Source organism: Pelistega indica (genome assembly GCF_000506865.1).
In the GTDB taxonomy this organism is placed as follows: domain Bacteria; phylum Pseudomonadota; class Gammaproteobacteria; order Burkholderiales; family Burkholderiaceae_B; genus Taylorella; species Taylorella indica.
Genome location: NZ_AYSV01000086.1, coordinates 1 through 15,434, shown reverse-complemented (window position 1 = coordinate 15,434; position 15,434 = coordinate 1). Strand labels below are relative to the sequence as shown.

Here is a 15,434-nt window from a genome sequence, read left to right as displayed (position 1 = left end):
GACAACACTTAATTAATCTAGCTTCAAGAATCCACCACTTTGGTGATTCCACAAGCGAGCATAGACACCATTTAAGGCAAGAAGTTCTTGGTGTGTCCCTTGCTCAACAATTTGCCCCTTATCTAATACAATCAAACGATCCATCGCTGCAATCGTAGATAACCGATGGGCAATGGCAATCACTGTTTTATTTTCCATCAATAAACTTAAACTATCTTGAATCGCAATTTCAACTTCTGAGTCTAAAGCACTGGTTGCTTCATCAAGGATTAGGATAGGCGCATCTTTTAACATTACTCGAGCAATGGCAATACGTTGTCTCTGTCCCCCCGATAATTTAACACCACGCTCACCGACATAAGCATCATAACCTCTACGCCCTTTTGAATCTAATAATTCAGGTATGAATTCTGCTGCCTGTGCACGCTTAGCCGCATCAATCATCTCTTCATCCGTTGCATCCATACGTCCATATTTGATATTTTCACGGACAGAACGATGAAGCAACGAGGTATCTTGTGTCACTAAACCAATATGTCGACGTAAACTTTCCTGCTGTACAGTTTTGATATCTTGACCATCAATACGAATAGCTCCACTATCAATATCATAAAACCGTAGCAGTAGATTAGTGAGCGTTGATTTCCCTGCCCCACTTCTACCAACCAAACCAACTTTCTCACCTGCTTTAATATGTAAATTAAAGTCTTGTAGTAATTGTTTATTCTCGCTATACGAAAAATTCACATGCTCAAACACAATGTCGCCTTTACTCACCTCTAAAGGAATGGCATTAGGGATATCAAGTACTTTGCGAGGTTTACTTAAAGAAATCATCCCGTCTTGAACAGTGCCAATATTTTCAAATAGCCGTGCGGACTCCCACATCATCCAATGAGATAAACCATGTACTCTTAAAGCCATTGCCGTAGCAGCAGCAATCGCACCGACAGTCACTTGATTATTCATCCACAACCAAAGACCAATACCAGCAATACCTGCCAATAACAACATATTAATAGTTTGACTCACCGTTTCCATCAACGATACTAAACGCATTTGTTTATGCACGGTTTGCATAAAATCTTGCATAGCTGATTTCGCATAACGAGCTTCACGCTTATCATATGAAAATAATTTAACTGTTTGGATATTGGCATAAGCATCTGTGATACGCCCCGTCATTAAACTACGTGCATCAGCTTGTGCTCTTGCTGTTTTACCAAGCCTTGGAACAAACCAAATTAAGGAGATGATAAAAAATAAAATCCAGATAACGAAAGGTAGCATTAACCAACCATCAAACTGGAATAAAATCACCCCGACAGTAGTAAAATAAACAACAATATAAACCATCATATCGCAGATAGACATGACTGTATCGCGTACTGCCAAGGCGGTTTGCATAACTTTTGCTGATACTCGTCCTGCAAACTCATCTTGGTAAAAAGCAAGACTTTGACTTAGCATTAACCGATGGTAATTCCATCGTAGGCGCATAGGAAAAATACCTTGTAATGTCTGAAAACGTATACCACACTGCAATGATACCCATAGTGGAAAAATCATAACCAATATGAGCATCGTAATAATAGCTCCTGACTTTTCTGTCCAAAGCTCATGGACATTGTATTTACCCATCCAATCCACTAATGAGCCGACAAACTTGAATAAGATTGCCTCAAAAACACCCACACCAGCCGTTAAAATGACGAGAAAAAATAAATATATTTTTAACCCATCTAAGCCTGAAAAAATAAAAGGTAACAAGCCCTTTTTCGGCGGTACTGGATCTGTCTCAGGATATGGATTAATACGGTTCTCAAACCATTCAAATAGTCTATTCATTACGCTTCACACAAAAAAGTCGGGTAATAAGCCCGACCCTAGATTGGCTAACAACTCTTTTTTAGTAATGTTGGTGTGTATATTGCTACTAAAGCGTTTATGAATGATCAACACTTTCCGATGCTTTTTTCATCAGTAAAGTAACAATACGCACAATTTCTTCTTTCATATCTTTACGTTTTACCACCATATCCACTGCGCCTTTTTCTAATAAGAACTCAGCACGCTGGAAACCTTCTGGTAATTGCTCTCTCACTGTTTGTTCGATAACGCGAGGGCCCGCAAAGCCAATTAAAGCATTAGGCTCAGCAATGACAACATCACCCATAAAAGCAAAACTTGCTGACACACCACCCATTGTTGGATCCGTCAAGACACTGATAAAAGGTAAGCCTTTCTCAGAAAGACGAGTCAACATAGCATTTGTCTTAGCCATTTGCATTAATGAAAACAAGCTCTCTTGCATACGAGCACCACCAGAGGCAGCAACACAAATAAATGTAGTGCGATTATCAATAGCAGCTTTCACACCTCTAACAAAACGCTCACCAACAACAGACCCCATAGAGCCACCCATAAAGTTAAATTCAAATGCAGCAACGACTACTGGTACTGATGCCATTGTACCTTGCATCACCACTAACGCATCTGTCTCATCTGTCGCTTTCATCGCTTCGGAAATACGTTCTGGGTATTTACGAGAATCTTTGAATTTAAGCGGGTCTGTAGAGCGAACAGCCGCACCAATTTCTACACGATCAGTTTCGTCCAATAATGTATTAATTCGCTCACGGGCGCTAATTCTCAAATGATGACCACAATTTGGACATACATTTAAATTTTTACTTAAATCTTCATGATAAAGAGCCGTATCACATGATGGGCATTTTACCCATACACCTTCTGGTACACGACGATTACTGTTCTCTGAACGTTTAATTTTAGGAGGGAAAACTTTATCTAACCAACTCATTTTTTATCCTTTATTTTTGTAGTGCTTCAGCAATAGTCGCAATCCAATCTCCTGCTGCTTGTTCTACAACAGAAGACACACCCTCTGGTATTTGACCATTTAAGGACTTATGCATTGTATCAACTAATTTACTACCTATAACAACAGCATCCGCAACACTAGCTATTCTTTTAGCCGTTTCAGCATCAGAAATGCCAAAACCAACACCAACAGGAATATCTACAAATTTCTTAATGGTTTGAACACGTTGTTCAACTTCTGCTACATTGAGTGCTGAGGAGCCTGTTACTCCTCTTAAAGACACATAATACAAATATCCACTAGCTATTTTTGCTACTTGTTGAATACGTTCATCCGTTGAGGTTGGGGCTAACAAGAAAATAGGATCAATACCTTTTGATTTTAACAAATCACCAAAATCGTCATACTCTTCTGGTGGATAATCAACAATCAATACCCCATCAACGCCTACTTTTTCGCATGCTTGAGCAAACTCTGCACGTCCCATTGCCTCGACAGGATTGGCATACCCCATTAACACCACAGGCGTAGTGGTATTTACCTTTCTAAAATCAGCCACAATGGCTAATACTTTTTTTAGTGTCATCCCTGCAGCAATGGCACGCTCACTCGCATATTGAATCACTGGCCCATCTGCCATTGGATCAGAGAAAGGCATACCTAACTCAATAATATCCGCTCCATTTGCCACTAATGCATGCATTACAGCTAAACTGGTTTTAGCATTGGGATCACCGGCGCAGATATAAGGAATTAATGCAGCTCGACCTGATAGTGATTTAAATACGCCATCTATTCTTTTATTCGACATCGTCTGCCCCTATAATTCCATATTTAGATATTGTGCAACAGTATGCATATCTTTATCACCACGCCCAGATAAATTCACTAAAATTATCTTGTCTTTATCTAAGGTAGGAGCCAATTTTGCTGCATAAGCTAATGCGTGAGAAGACTCCAAGGCAGGAATAATACCCTCTAAACGACAGCAATGTTGGAAAGCCTCTAAAGCCTCGTCATCATTGATTACTTTATATTGTGCGCGTCCAGTATCGTTTAACCATGCATGCTCTGGACCAACGCCAGGATAGTCAAGACCCGCAGAAATTGAATGTGTTTCTTGAATTTGCCCATCCTCATTTTGCATAATATAGGTACGATTGCCATGTAGCACACCAACTTGTCCTGCATTAATAGAGGCTGAGTGTCTACCTGTTTCAATACCATCACCACCTGCTTCCACGCCACGTAGTGCTACATCAGTATAAGGAATATAGGGATAGAATATGCCCATAGCATTTGAACCACCACCCACACAAGCAACCACATAATCTGGTTGTCTACCAACATATTCCTGCATTTGTTCAATACATTCTTGCCCAATAACTTGCTGAAAATCACGCACCATCATTGGGTATGGATGAGGGCCTGCCACTGTACCAATAATATAAAATGTATTGTCAACATTAGCTACCCAATCACGCATAGCATCATTTAAAGCATCTTTTAGCGTTTTTGAACCAGACACGACAGGAACGACTGTAGCACCTAGTAATTTCATACGATGCACATTAGCGGCTTGACGACGAACATCCTCAGCTCCCATATAAACCACGCATTCAAGACCATAGCGTGCGGCTACTGTTGCTGTAGCCACACCATGCATACCAGCACCTGTCTCTGCAATAATACGTGTTTTACCCATGCGTTTAGCCAATAACATTTGACCAATACAGTTATTGATTTTATGTGCACCAGTATGATTTAAGTCTTCACGTTTTAACCAAATCTGTGCACCACCTAATTCCTGTGACCAACGCTTAGCATGATAAATTGGGCTTGGTCGACCAACAAAATGCTTCAGTTCATATTGAAACTCAGCAATAAAGTCTGGGGCATTTCGATATTTTTCGTAGGCTTTATTCAATTGATCAATAGCATGCATCAGCGTTTCAGCTACAAAAAGCCCGCCATATTGATCAAAATGTCCCTTTTCATCTGGTAGGTTAGCCATTAAAGAAGACTCCTCACAATCGTTTATTCAGATAATTCGCTATTGTAACGTAAATTAAACACGTCTCGCATTGGTAACACCGTGCACATCAAGAATAGATTTCAATGCTTTATTCAATTGTTCACCATTGCGTACCTCAACAGTAAAATTTAAATAAGCATTGGACTCTTTGCTTTGCGTATTAACACCTACCACATTGAGTTTCATCTTGGCAAAAATCTCGGATATATCACGTAACAAGCCATTTCTATCTAAGGCAATTACAGCAATATTGACAGGATACACTGTTTCATCTGTCTCTCCCCAAGCCACTTCAATCACACGTTCAGGATTTTTTTGTTCCATGACTTTAAAAGAAGGACAACTTTTACGATGAATAGATACACCACGACCTCTAGTTACAAATCCAGCAATGGCATCAGGAGGTGCTGGATGACAGCAGCGAGCAAGTTGAGTTAACAAAGACTCTACTCCTACGACTAACACGCCACTCTTTCCTGTTTTTACCGCACTAGTTGCTGCTGCCTGACGTGGTAAAAATGGCTTATCCTCTTCATCTTGCTCTGGCTCTACAAATGCCTGTGCAATCTGTCTGAGACTAAATTCATCTTTTGCAACAGCTACATATAAATCATCAGGATGTGCAAACCCTAATTTCGACGCGAGTTGCTCTAAATTTACTGACGTTTTGCCCAATCGCTGTAATTCTTTTTCTACCTGTTCCTGACCAGAATTAATACGCAGTTGTAACTCAATCGCATTAAACCATAATCTCACTTTTGCTTTCGCACGTGGGCTATGCAAATAACCAAGCTGTGGATTGAGCCAATCTCGTGAAGGACCACCTGATTTTGCGGCAATAATTTCCACTGTTTGTCCCGTTTTTAACGGTGTATTCAAAGCCACTAATTGCCCATCAACCTTAGCCCCTCGACAACGATGCCCCAAATCGGTATGTAATAAATAAGCAAAATCTACTGGCGTACTTCCTTCTGGCAACTCCAACAATCTTGCTTGTGGCGTCATTACGTAAATACGATCGGGCTGGGATTGTGCAGGTTTGGACTTTTGTAATTTCTCAGCCTCTTGTTTTAGTGCTGTTTTTTTACGTTCTAAATCCTCTTGAGAAACACTTTGATTTTTTTCTGCTTGCTCTGTAATACCAACTTCTTTACGCCATGACAATAATTGTCGCATCCAAGAAATTTGTCGATCATATAGACTAGAAGCCGATACTTGCCCTCCTTTGGCTCCTGCTTCCTTATAACGCCAATGTGCTGCCATACCATACTCAGCAAATTGATGCATTTGTTTAGTACGAATTTGTACTTCGAATGCACGTCCTGCGCTATCTCTCACAACAGTATGTAAAGAACGATAACCATTAGGTTTAGGACGAGCGATATAGTCATCAAATTCTTCCATCACTGGTGTCCATAAGGAGTGGACAAGTGACAAGGCTGTATAACAATCTCGTTCATTATTGACAATAATACGAATAGCTAATAAATCATATAAATCCTCAAACTTTAACGACTTATTTCGCATCTTGTTATAAATACTATAGATATGCTTCGCACGTCCAGCCACATCAGCAGTAATCTTTTGCTCAGCTAATGCTTCTTTTAATGATTGAATAAATTGATTTACCAAGGCTTCACGCTCTTCACGTTTAGCCTTCTAATTTATTAGCAATATCACGGTATACATCAGGCTTTAAGAATCTGAGTGACAAATCTTCCATTTCCCATTTGATTTGCCAAATACCTAAACGATTAGCTAACGGAGCATAAATATTACTTGTTTGCAAAGCAATATCTGATGGGCATGGTAATTTTGATTCTGCAAACCAACGTAATGTTTGTAATCGCGCTGCCAATAAGATCAACACAATACGTAAATCTGTTGCCATAGCTAACAACATTTTTCGCAACATTTCTTGCTGAAACTTCTCTTGTTCTGCCGTAGGTAACGTCGCTTGTGAAACAACCGTACCGATACGTATCAACGCTTGTGCTCCCTCCACAAGCTCAAATACCTCTACACCAAAACGATCCATCATTTCCGTTTTGAATTGACTTTCAGAAATATTATTTTCAGCTAAAGTATAAGTAGCTGTCGCCATTAAAGCAGCAGCCATAGTCAGTGCATCTAGCTCTAACAACGCCAATACTTTAATCATTCCTTTGACATGATGAATCGCTTTTTCTTGGCTAAACAACACTTTACCTTCCAAAAATGGACTAGTCCAAGCAATTACTTGATCAAGATATTCTTTATCGGCTTGATTGAAATCCTCAAAAACAGTATCTTTCCATTCTTGATCAAAAGCCTCATCTTTCAACTGAGTAGTATTCATACACGTATAATAGGCAAGAGAATATTAGATTAATATCCTATTGTATCCTTAGTTGAGGTTCTTCGTGAATACATTAATGATTATTTGGCATTCTCGTACATTAGCCTCAAAACAAGCGGCTAATTGCGCCTATCAAGGTGCATTACATGTGCAACGAGAGCTACAACAAAATCACTCTATTTTATTTATCCCTGCAGAAAATGTTCAAGCACAACAGCTCTTACAAGCAAATGCATATCTATTTTGTGCACCTGAAAATTTAGGTAGCCTAAGTGGTATCATGAAAGAGTTTTTTGATCGGCATTACTATACTGCCTTGGGAAAAATTGAAGGCCGTCCATACAGTGCCATCATTTCAGCAGGTACTGACGGTCAAGGAGCGCTTACTCAGCTTAAACGTATCTGTACGGGATGGCGTCTCAACGAACAAATACCAAGTCAAATTTTTTCCTTTCGCGCGGAAACAGAAAAAGATATTCTTACATTAAAAACGCTAACTGAACAACAACAGCAAATAGCATGGGAAATGGGGGCAACACTATATGCTTTAATATCTGATTAGATAGCGTAATCAACACAGAAATCACTATTGTCGGTTGTTGAACTTATATATTTTTTATACCAGTTCACATCTCTATTAATAAAAAACCTTGTTTATCCATAGGAACAAACAAGGTTTATAACTCAATTAAACAACGTATCGCTTAAACGGCTGCTGTCACTACAATCTCAACTTTGTAGTTTGGATTTGCTAAACGTGTTTCAACTGTTGCACGTGGAGGCGCATTAGTTTTTGATACCCATTCATCCCATGCTTTATTCATTTGTGGGAATTCGGCCATATTAGGGATAAAAATTTGTGCCATTAAAATGCGCTCTTTGCTAGTACCCGCTTCTGCTAATAACTTATCAATTGTAGCAAGCACTTGTTTTGTTTGGCCTTCCATATCTAGGCTAGGATCATCAGGAACTTGACCTGCTAAATAAGCCACACCATTGTAAACAGCCATATCAGATAAACGAGCACCTACATTTGTGCGTTTAATATCACTCATAAAAACTCCTTCAAATTTAAAATAATCGGCTATATTTATACCATATTATTACAATTTAGGTAAATCAAATACATGACGTAGATAACTTAAATACTCTGGATCCACACTCATTGTTTTACCCGGTTCATCAGATACTTTAGCGACAGGCTGCCCATTGCAACGAACCATTTTCATTACAATTTGCAATGCTGGCACACCCATATCATTCGTTAAATTAGTTCCTATACCAAATGAGGTTTTACAACGACCCTCAAAACGTCTAGCAATATCAAGAGCAAGATTAAAATTCAACCCATCAGAGAAAATCAATGTTTTCATGCGAGGATCGACACGATTTAGCTCATAATGACGCAATAATCTTTCACCCCATTCAAAAGGATCGCCAGAGTCATGTCGTGCACCATCAAATAGTTTGCAGAAGAACATATCAAAGTCACGTAAGAACGCATTTAAACCATATACATCTGATAATGCGATTCCTAAATCTCCACGATATTCTTTTGCCCACATCTCAAGAGCAAATACTTGTGAATCTCTTAAACGAGGTCCCAATGCTTGGCAAGCCTGTAGATACTCATGTGCCATTGTACCTAATGGCGTTGTATGAAACTGTTTTGCCAACAATACATTGCTCGTCCCTACAAAATGATTAGGTAGTTTTTCCACCATTGTATTGACAACTTCAGCATGCCAATCCTTAGAGAAACGACGACGTGTACCATAATCAGCAAATTTGAACGATGGAACGTCCGTAGCGGCTAGCACTGTTTCAATTTTTGAAGCCAGACGTTTGCGTCCTTCCGTCCAATCTAAATCTTTGTATTGATTACGGAAATAGACTTCATTAACAATCGCTAAAACAGGAATTTCAAATAAGATGGTATGTAGCCAGGAACCTTTTACTTCAATACTGATTTCACCGTCCTCTTCGCCTTCAGTGATTTGAATACATTTCTCAGGCAAATGAAAAATCCCTAAGAATTCAATAAAATCACCCTTAATAAAACGTAAATTACTAAGGTAATTTAATTCATCCTCAGTAAATTTTAACTGACAAAGATGATGAATTTCCTCACGAATCTCATCCATATAAGGCCTAAGATTCGCTCCTGGCGTGCGACATTTGAATCGATACTCAACTTGAGCACTCGGGAATTGATGCAATACCACTTGCATCATACTAAATTTGTATAAATCTGTATCTAATAATGAAGTAATAATCATAAAACGTTCCTATTTTTTTAATACCTTATCATAGCTTTAGGGTTTTAAGCACTTTATTCTCAAAGATTGGTTAAAATTAAGAATTATTTATTAGAAATTTTTTTGGAATCCAAACAAAATGACTCATGTAGTAACCGAAAACTGCATTAAATGTAAATATACCGACTGTGTTGACGTCTGTCCTGTTGACTGTTTTAAAGAAGGTCCAAATTTTTTAGTGATTGACCCTGATGAATGTATTGACTGTGGTGTTTGTGTGCCAGAATGTCCAGCAAATGCTATTTTTGCTGAGGAAGATGTTCCTAGCGACCAAATACATTTTATTAAAATCAATGCAGAATTAACACCTACTTTTGGAATGATTAATCGTTCTAAAAAACCACTTGAAGATGCCGACAAGTGGAACAATGTCCCAGATAAACTTCAATATTTAGAAAAACCATAACTTTGAGTATGACCACTGAACAACGCTATACAAAAGAACATGTAACGCATATTAAACATTGGGCGAATAATAAGCTTTTCTCTATTACTACGACACGTTCGCCTGAGTTTACATTCAAACCGGGTCAATTTACTCGTTTAGGTTTACCTGAAAATGCAGGGGATGAACCTAGCATCTGGCGTGGTTTTTCTATGGTAAATGCTGTTGATGCACCACATTTGGAGTTTTATGCAGTAGTTGTTCCTGATGGTCAATTCAGCCCTAGGCTAGCTCAGTTAAACGTAGGAGATACCATTTATATTGATAAATCCCCTATTGGTTTTTTAACCCTAGATAATTTTCCTAATGGTGGAAAAAGTCTATGGCTATTAGCAACTGGAACTGGTCTTTCTGCCTATTTATCTATTCTGCAAGATCCAAAAACATGGCAACTATTTGATAACATCATTCTTTGTCATGGTGTACGTTTTGTTGATGAGTTAAGCTACCAAGAATTAATCCATTCATGGCAACAAACATGGGGTAAGCGTTTTGTATATTTACCTTTACCAACTCGTGAAGCTTATCAGGACTTACCTCAACAGCGCTTAACGACTCTTATTGAACAGGATCAGCTAGCCAACCTTGCTGGGATTAACTTGGATCCACAAAATAGTTGTGTCATGCTATGCGGTAATCCCGATATGTTAGCTGAAGCCAGAAAATTATTAGGTGATAGAGGATTTGCCACAGGTCGACGTGGCAATATTGGTAACCTTGCTGTCGAAAAGTATTGGTAAACCATGCAACCTCCTCTTAATATTTGTACTGTAAACAAAGTTATCACTATTCAATAACGTTCAGGCGATCGATAAAGTTACACTTTCGGCGTGCAGGTTTTTATAATGAATTCTAATAGATTGATTTCTTTGTAATTTTACGTAAAAACCTGCACGTCAAAATCAACGATAAGAGCTTGTCAACAATCTGAACGTTATCACTATTCAATAACGTCTTAACTTTGTTTAATATTTTGTACAAATTTTTGGGTTAATATTTAACAATCGTATTCTTTTTAAGGAATCTAAATGCTTTATACATTGCATGAAATGGGTAAACAAGGGATGGCTCCTTTTGTTGCACTATCAACATGGTGGTCTCAATTATTCTCTAGCCCATTTAGCCCATATTCCTATATACCAAATGCTCGTCAAATATCAGCCGGATTTGACTTACTCTATCGTTTAGGCAAAGATTATGAAAAACCCGCCTGGGGAATTTCAGAAGTGACTGTTGGTGATACAACCGCACAAGTGACTGAAGAAGTAACGATTAACCGACCTTTCTGTCGCCTTGTTCACTTTAAACGCAGTGCCACCAAAAATCCAAATGGTGATCCTATTGTTATCGTGGTAGCACCATTATCTGGTCACCATGCTACTCTACTACGTGACACTGTGCAAACCATGTTGCAATCATTTGATGTGTATGTGACTGACTGGGTTGATGCACGTATGGTGCCTCTTTCTGCAGGTCCTTTCCATCTTGATGATTATGTCCAATACATCATTGATTTTATCCATGCATTGGGTCCTAATACACATATCATGTCTGTATGCCAACCAACGGTTCCTGTATTAGGTGCTGTATCTCTAATGGCTAGCAATAATGATCCTATTCAAGTCAAAAGTATGGTGATGATGGGAGGTCCTTTGGATGCTCGCAAATCACCAACATCTGTAAATGGTCTTGCTAACGAAAAATCATACACATGGTTTGAAACTAAACTAATCCACCGTGTTCCATCACGCTATCCCGGTCATGATCGCTTAGTTTACCCAGGTTTCTTACAACACGCTGGGTTTGTCGCCATGAACCCTGACCGTCATATGCAATCACATTACGATTATTATCTAGACTTAATGAAAGGTAATAATATGGGTGCCGACCATCACCGTAAATTCTATGATGAATATAATGCTGTTCTCGACTTACCAGCTGAATTTTACTTGGATACTATTAAAGTCGTTTTCCAAGAATTCCAACTTCCTTTAGGTACATGGCACGTCAAGGGTCAACTAGTTGAACCAGCCAAAATTACTCGAGCTCACTTACTTACTATTGAAGGTGAACTAGACGATATTACAGGAAAAGGTCAAACTCAAGTAGCATTAGATATGTGTCAAGGTATTCCTGAGGATCATAAACAAAGTTTTATTGTAGAGAAAGCTGGTCACTATGGTATTTTCTCCGGTGGACGTTGGCGTAATAAAGTCTTTCCTGTCGTGGAGGAATTTATTAATAAAGCTGATCAGACTGTTAAATAAATCTATAGGACTTGTTTGTCACAATGAGTCAATCACCTAAGATTCTGATTCAACAAATTGATGCGATCTTACCACAAACACAATGTACAAAATGTGGTTACGACGGCTGTTTACCTTATGCCACCGCCATCGCCAATGGAGAGGCAGCGATTAATCGTTGCCCCCCCGGTGGTGAAACAGGTATTGAAAAATTAGCGAATTTATTACATCAAGCCCCTATCCCACTAGATTCTAGCTGTGGAGAAACAACTCCTCTACACTGGGCGGTTATTGATGAAGCTCACTGTATTGGCTGTACATTATGTATTCAAGCTTGTCCTGTAGATGCCATTATTGGTGCTAATAAATTCATGCATACTGTTGTTTCAGACCTTTGTTCTGGTTGTGAGCTATGTATTCCAGTCTGTCCTGTAGATTGTATTCAATTAGTACCTGCGCCCAAAGAATGGTCAAGCCAAGATTCAGCAGCCGCAAGAATCCGTCATCAACAACGAGCAAAACGTCTCGCAACTCTTCATGAAGAAGAGGAACAACGCTTAAATCAACATTCGTCACGGCCTGCTGATATTTTAGCGACAGCTGATGCAGCATCTGAGAAGCTACACGCTAATGATAAGCAATCGGGCATTCTAGAGAACAATCAAAATGCGAGCTCTGCCAAATCTGCTGCAATTGCCATGGCTTTGGCCCGGGCTAGAGCTCGTCGCCGTCCTGAGTAACGTATGAATAAGCAAAAACGTGCTGAAATCTTTGCTCGCTTTCAAGCGGCTAACCCAAACCCAACAACAGAATTAGAATATGAAAATCCCTTTCAGTTGTTGATTGCCGTCATTCTATCGGCACAGGCTACCGACAAATCAGTAAATATCGCTACCCGTCCCATATTCGCCACCTGTAAAACTGCACAAGATATACTGGATATGGGGCTAGAAAAATTTACGGAAGCCATTCGCCGAATTGGTTTATATAAAACCAAAGCAAGCAATGTGTTAAAAACGTGTGAAATCTTAGTGCAGCAATATCATGGTGAAGTGCCGCACACGAGAGAACAGTTGGAAGCACTACCAGGTGTAGGACGAAAAACAGCCAATGTAATACTAAATACTGCCTTCGGACAATTAACAATGGCAGTAGATACTCATATTTTTAGGGTATCTAATCGAACAGGTATTGCGCCCGGTAAAACTGTACTAGAAGTCGAAAAGCAATTACTCAAATTTGTTCCAAAAGAATATTTGCTAAACGCTCATCATTGGCTAATTTTACACGGACGCTATATTTGTCTTGCTCGTAAGCCTAAATGTCCTAATTGCTCTATTAACGACTTATGTGACTACAAGCAAAAAACCGTTTAAGACTTACCTAAGCCTAAATAACTTTCAATAACAGCAGGGTCATTGATTAAGTTTTTGCTCGGTCCTTGCAGCGTCACCTCTCCCATTTCAAGTACATATGCATAATCTGCCACTTGTAAGGCAGAGCGTGCATTTTGTTCAACCAATAAAATGGATACACCTGTCTCACGTAATCGCATAATGATATGGAAAATTTCACGTACGATTAATGGAGCAAGACCTAAACTTGGCTCATCTAGCATTAATACCTTAGGTTTAGCCATCAAGGCACGACCAACTGCCAGCATCTGGCGTTCGCCACCAGATAAGGTGCCTGCCAATTGTTTTTGACGCTCTTTAAGGCGAGGGAATAATGCATATACCTCATCCAACGTATCTTGCCAAGAACAATCACGTTTTAAATAACGACGAAAACCACCTAATAAAAGATTGTCTTGCACACTCATACTAGAAAATAACTCTCTTTTTTCGGGTACTAGACTAATCCCATTTATCATCCGTGTTTCAACGCGATCAATAGTAATATCTTCACCTTGATAAAATACCTGTCCTTCGGTCTTACCCGCTGAGGCTAATGAACCCATAATAGAATTCAATAAAGTAGACTTACCGGCACCATTAGCCCCAATAACAGTAACTACTTGCCCCTCATCTAACCGTAGATTGACATCACTCAGTGCATGTATCTTGCCATATTGAGTAGAAAGACTTTTAGTCTCTAATAACACCTTACTCATTACTTGGCCTCCATATCTAATACATCATCCATACCACCTAAGTAAGCCTCAATAACAGCTGGATGTTTCTGAATTTGTTCTGGTGTACCGTCAGCAATATATGTACCAAAATCCATCACAACTAAATGATTAGTGAGTTTCATCACAAAATCCATATCATGCTCTACAAGAAGAATACTCATCCCCTCTTCTCGCAATACTTTTAAAACAGCCGCTAAATCTTGCTTTTCTTTGTAGCGTAGCCCCGCTGCCGCCTCATCTAATAATAACAACACAGGGTCTAAAGCTAACGCACGAGCAATCTCGACAATACGTTGTTTACCAAGCGCAAGATTACCGGCTTTTTCATATAAACAATCAGCCAAGCCCACACGTTCACATTGACGTTTTGCCTCATTTAACAATGCAGATTCACTTTCTCTTTCAAGATGTAATAAGCTACTCACCACACCAGAATTTGCTCGTAAATGCGCTCCTAAAGCAACATTCTCAAGTACGGTCATGTTTGGCAATAATTGCACATGTTGGAAAGTTCGTCCAATACCTAATTGAGAAATCTGACGAGCAGATAAAGCAGAAATATCCTGCCCCATAAAACGTACTGCACCAGATGTTAGCGGTAGTACTCCTGTGACCAAGTTAAATGTTGTACTTTTACCTGCTCCATTAGGACCAATTAATCCAACAATTTCACCTGCTTTTACTTTAAAACTAATATCATTAACGGCAACTAGTCCACCAAACTCTTTACGTATTTTATCTACATCAAGTACCACATCTCCTTTTTCAGGACGTGGGCGTTGCGTTAACGCTGGTGCTTGCTCATTAAAACGTAAATTAGTATTGACTGACGCGGTTTTATCACCAAAGATTTTATTCACACCACGAGCCAAGATTGGCCATAAACCATCTCGAGCATGATGCAAAATCAGCAACCATCATAAATTCCAAAAATAACAATTTCAATCATTAACCTTTTCATCAAAGAAATAAGGTGTATATGCCTGAATTTGATCACGTAAAATAATAACTAGCGCAGCTCCTAAAATAGCTCCCCAGATACTAACAGAACCTCCAATAACGGCCATAAATACTGA

The 15,434-nt window shown here is 39.1% G+C and carries 13 protein-coding genes and 2 pseudogenes; 6 read left to right on the top strand and 9 right to left on the bottom strand.

All coding sequences use genetic code 11. The features are described 5' to 3' along the window. Positions 1-12: 12 nt before the first annotated feature. The 5 genes and pseudogenes from V757_RS21865 to V757_RS21845 form a co-directional block, all read right to left on the bottom strand. Positions 13-1,848, bottom strand: coding sequence for an ABC transporter ATP-binding protein (locus tag V757_RS21865; protein WP_023951139.1), 1,836 nt, complete (start codon positions 1,846-1,848; stop codon positions 13-15). A gap of 97 nt (positions 1,849-1,945) precedes the next feature. After that, on the bottom strand, positions 1,946-2,821 hold the full coding sequence (gene accD / locus V757_RS21860; protein WP_023951137.1) for an acetyl-CoA carboxylase, carboxyltransferase subunit beta: 876 nt from the start codon (positions 2,819-2,821) through the stop codon (positions 1,946-1,948). A 10-nt stretch (positions 2,822-2,831) separates the two neighbouring features. Continuing rightward, positions 2,832-3,653, bottom strand: a complete 822-nt coding sequence (trpA, locus tag V757_RS21855) for a tryptophan synthase subunit alpha (protein WP_023951135.1) — start codon at positions 3,651-3,653, stop codon at positions 2,832-2,834. A 9-nt stretch (positions 3,654-3,662) separates the two neighbouring features. Further along, on the bottom strand, positions 3,663-4,856 hold the full coding sequence (gene trpB / locus V757_RS21850; protein WP_023951133.1) for a tryptophan synthase subunit beta: 1,194 nt from the start codon (positions 4,854-4,856) through the stop codon (positions 3,663-3,665). A gap of 54 nt (positions 4,857-4,910) precedes the next feature. Further along, positions 4,911-7,215 (bottom strand): annotated as a pseudogene (locus V757_RS21845) (RelA/SpoT family protein). A 64-nt stretch (positions 7,216-7,279) separates the two neighbouring features. Here V757_RS21845 and V757_RS21840 point away from each other — a divergent pair. Next, positions 7,280-7,777 carry an NAD(P)H-dependent oxidoreductase gene (locus V757_RS21840; protein WP_023951131.1) on the top strand — a complete coding sequence of 166 codons (498 nt, stop codon included), beginning with the start codon at positions 7,280-7,282 and terminating at the stop codon, positions 7,775-7,777. A 142-nt stretch (positions 7,778-7,919) separates the two neighbouring features. On the opposite strand, the gene V757_RS21835 is transcribed toward V757_RS21840, so the two are convergent. Further along, positions 7,920-8,270 (bottom strand): RidA family protein, encoded by a 351-nt coding sequence (locus V757_RS21835; RefSeq protein WP_023951129.1) that lies wholly within the window; start codon positions 8,268-8,270, stop codon positions 7,920-7,922. 48 nt (positions 8,271-8,318) lie between these two features. After that, the gene (gene pncB, locus V757_RS21830; protein ID WP_023951127.1) at positions 8,319-9,494 is read right to left on the bottom strand and encodes a nicotinate phosphoribosyltransferase; all 1,176 of its coding nucleotides are present in this window, start codon (positions 9,492-9,494) and stop codon (positions 8,319-8,321) included. Between the two features lie 118 nt (positions 9,495-9,612). Here pncB and fdxA point away from each other — a divergent pair, with 118 nt between their 5' ends. The 5 genes from fdxA (at position 9,613) to nth (ending at position 13,600) form a co-directional block, all read left to right on the top strand. Then, positions 9,613-9,939 carry a ferredoxin FdxA gene (gene fdxA, locus V757_RS21825; protein ID WP_023951125.1) on the top strand — a complete coding sequence of 109 codons (327 nt, stop codon included), beginning with the start codon at positions 9,613-9,615 and terminating at the stop codon, positions 9,937-9,939. 8 nt (positions 9,940-9,947) lie between these two features. Further along, positions 9,948-10,718, top strand: a complete 771-nt coding sequence (locus tag V757_RS21820; RefSeq protein WP_023951123.1) for a ferredoxin--NADP reductase — start codon at positions 9,948-9,950, stop codon at positions 10,716-10,718. A gap of 288 nt (positions 10,719-11,006) precedes the next feature. Then, positions 11,007-12,245 carry a polyhydroxyalkanoate depolymerase gene (locus V757_RS21815; RefSeq protein WP_023951121.1) on the top strand — a complete coding sequence of 413 codons (1,239 nt, stop codon included), beginning with the start codon at positions 11,007-11,009 and terminating at the stop codon, positions 12,243-12,245. A gap of 23 nt (positions 12,246-12,268) precedes the next feature. After that, positions 12,269-12,964 carry an electron transport complex subunit RsxB gene (locus tag V757_RS21810; protein ID WP_023951119.1) on the top strand — a complete coding sequence of 232 codons (696 nt, stop codon included), beginning with the start codon at positions 12,269-12,271 and terminating at the stop codon, positions 12,962-12,964. Positions 12,965-12,967: 3 nt separating this feature from the next. Beyond that, the gene (gene nth / locus V757_RS21805) at positions 12,968-13,600 is read left to right on the top strand and encodes an endonuclease III (RefSeq protein ID WP_023951117.1); all 633 of its coding nucleotides are present in this window, start codon (positions 12,968-12,970) and stop codon (positions 13,598-13,600) included. Here the strand turns inward: nth and V757_RS21800 are convergent. Both V757_RS21800 and V757_RS0114165 read right to left on the bottom strand, forming a co-directional pair. Next, on the bottom strand, positions 13,597-14,337 hold the full coding sequence (locus tag V757_RS21800) for an ABC transporter ATP-binding protein (RefSeq protein WP_023951115.1): 741 nt from the start codon (positions 14,335-14,337) through the stop codon (positions 13,597-13,599). The genes nth and V757_RS21800 overlap by 4 nt on opposite strands. Then, positions 14,337-15,434, bottom strand: a pseudogene (locus tag V757_RS0114165) (ABC transporter ATP-binding protein); the annotation flags it as partial. The pseudogene V757_RS0114165 and the gene V757_RS21800, both read right to left, overlap by 1 nt.